The 1,013-nt window shown below is 44.9% G+C and carries 2 protein-coding genes and 1 pseudogene; all 3 read right to left on the bottom strand.

The genetic code is table 11. The features are described from left to right. The coding region (gene tnpB, locus A142_RS10565; RefSeq protein ID WP_019824575.1) for an IS66 family insertion sequence element accessory protein TnpB at positions 1–230 on the bottom strand (230 nt) is incomplete at its 3' end. Then, on the bottom strand, positions 227–544 hold the full coding sequence (gene tnpA / locus A142_RS10560; RefSeq protein ID WP_019824574.1) for an IS66 family insertion sequence element accessory protein TnpA: 318 nt from the start codon (positions 542–544) through the stop codon (positions 227–229). The genes tnpA and tnpB, both read right to left, overlap by 4 nt. Positions 545–709: 165 nt before the next feature. Further along, a pseudogene (locus A142_RS24310) lies at positions 710–1,013 on the bottom strand (transposase); the annotation flags it as partial.

Genomic DNA, 1,013 nt, shown 5'->3' with positions numbered 1-1,013 from the left:
TTGTACTTGGCTTTTTCGAGGCGTTTGTACCAGAGGGCGAAGCCTGTTTGATCCCAGTACAACACTTTGATTTTGTCGCACTGTTTGTTGGTGAACAGGAACAGTGCACCACTTCCCAAAGGTAAGTTGGTGTCATTTTCAATAATCGCAGCCAGACCGTTGATGGACTTTCTAAAATCGACGCTTTCACGATACAGATAAATCTCTGGAGCACTGAGCATGCGTTTCATGACAGCGCACCGATAAGCTCTGCCAGATAGGCCGCTGGCGTGTCTTGTGGAATACTCAGCTCAACATCATTGACGAGCAGTGTCATGTTAGCCGTTGCTATTTGAGCTTGATACTTCGTCGTCTTTTCGACGACTTCAGCTTTAACAAAACCAACCGTGTTCGGTTTTGCGATGTGCTTTAACTGTTGGCGCTTAGCGTAAAAAGTGGAGAGGCTCAATCCGTTACGTTCACAGAATAATCGTTGTGACAACTGGCTGGATTCATAGTGTTCGAACAAGATTCGCCATTCTTGGTTAGTGCGTCGTTTGGCCATTTCAAATCTCCTTTGGATTGGAGGTTTGATCTTATTATTCGGGCTAGACGATTAGAATGCGGGGTTTATGACGCGCTTACTACGTTTTGTCATAATGTCACCTGTTAACTTATGAGGTGATGATATCACCTCTAACTAAGTGACCAAATTCACTATGCCACTACATTTAAAGAAAATGGGCTTCCATAGGCCTGTTCTCTTACATAAGCCCCCGCGCGTGACAGACAAATGGATGTGCACATTCCAATTCAGCTTTCTACCATAGGTGTGAAGCGCACAGAACACCCCGATATCGATATCAAGTTGCTTAGCCCCCTAAAAAGATATTGGCTGCATAGCTAAAGAGATGATTGAGAAGAAAACGACTATCCCGAAAGATTGGCCACAGCGTGTGAGGAAGCGTCAAGGTAACGTGTTGATACTCACACTCTGGAAAGAGATGTTGTTGCTTTCGTATCCACCGCTCTGT

Origin of the sequence: Vibrio splendidus 12E03 (assembly GCF_000272105.2) — a bacterium.
GTDB lineage: Bacteria > Pseudomonadota > Gammaproteobacteria > Enterobacterales > Vibrionaceae > Vibrio > Vibrio splendidus_I.
Note: the sequence above shows the minus strand (reverse complement) of the source record. Positions and strands in the feature narration are given on the sequence as shown.

Coding starts and splice junctions, on each gene's coding strand:
- tnpA (WP_019824574.1), bottom strand. CDS start 544: ATGGCCAAACGACGCACTAACCAAGAATGGCGAATCTTGTTCGAACAC.